This is a genomic window from Moorena sp. SIO3B2, from assembly GCF_010692525.1.
Lineage (GTDB): Bacteria > Cyanobacteriota > Cyanobacteriia > Cyanobacteriales > Coleofasciculaceae > Moorena > Moorena producens.
In genome coordinates this window covers 1-1,016 of sequence record NZ_JAAHHE010001008.1, presented here as the reverse complement: position 1 = coordinate 1,016, position 1,016 = coordinate 1, and the positions used below count along the sequence as shown (strand labels likewise).

1 protein-coding gene and 1 pseudogene are annotated in these 1,016 nt (G+C 43.9%); both read right to left on the bottom strand.

Annotated features, from left to right (window positions below):
- Positions 1-151: pseudogene (locus tag F6K38_RS43095) on the bottom strand (SDR family NAD(P)-dependent oxidoreductase); the annotation flags it as partial.
- Positions 152-172: 21 nt separating this feature from the next.
- Positions 173-1,016, bottom strand: an 844-nt coding sequence (locus F6K38_RS43090; protein WP_287267966.1) for an RNA-guided endonuclease InsQ/TnpB family protein, incomplete at its 5' end; no start/stop codon positions are given.

The window sequence follows — 1,016 nt, the reverse complement described above, 5'->3', positions numbered from 1 at the left end:
TCGGTGCTGCTACTTTACCCATCAAACTAGAAACATTTACAATAGTGCCTTCTCGTCGTGCTGCCATGCGTCGCCCAATTAGACGAGTCATCGTGTACATACCCATTAAATTTGTGGCGATTTCTTCTTGTAAGTTTTGCAGTTTGGATTGTGATGTACCACACACGCTCCGCTACGCTTTCAGTGTGGGCTTCTGATGCTCATAAAGAGCGGTCAGAGCTTCCTGCGAGGTACTATTAGTAGTAGATTCAACAACTACAGGCTTCCCTCTACGGCGTTTTATAGTCGGGAACACATCCAGCCCGACTCGCTTTATGTTGATTGATGCGTTGACATCTCTATCGACAATCAGCTTTAATTCCTCATCGAAATACTCTCGCATATCTCGGTCGGTGAACACAAATTTATCTCGATAACAGAGGAGTTGAGATGTGTAATTTGGCTTGACTTCGACTACACTGGCGTTAGCTTTTGCGGCTACCTGACCCAGCACTTCAAAGAACTGACCAAAGGCTGCATCTAGCCAAGACTTGTTAAGTCCTGATTTTGATGATTGACCATTGGATAAGAACCTACCATCTCGCCCTCGTTTAGGAGTATTGCGACGAGTTAAACCCTTGAGGTTCAGCTTCTCGTGAAAGAAGACTTTCTTACCTGTATTCACAAGTTGATGAGCAGTTTTGTACTGGAAATCTTCACGACTCCTAGCTATCTGTTGATGAATACGGGCTTCCCGTTTTGCTAGTTTACCTCTGGCTTTACTTCCTTTTTTACGCTTATTTTTCCGTTGAGAAACTGTGGTTAACTTGTCTTGATTCCGACGAAGTGGTTTAAGTGAGGGGAGTTTCTTGCCATCGGATATTGCTAGATAAAAGCCTCTATCTAGAATAGCATCCATTCCAATTGAGTTTTCCCAAGTAGGAATAATGTCATCAGGGTTGAACTCCGGCACTGACTTATCCTCTAGGCTCAGGTTGCAGTACCATCCGTCAGCTTTCCTTGTAATTGATAGCTGT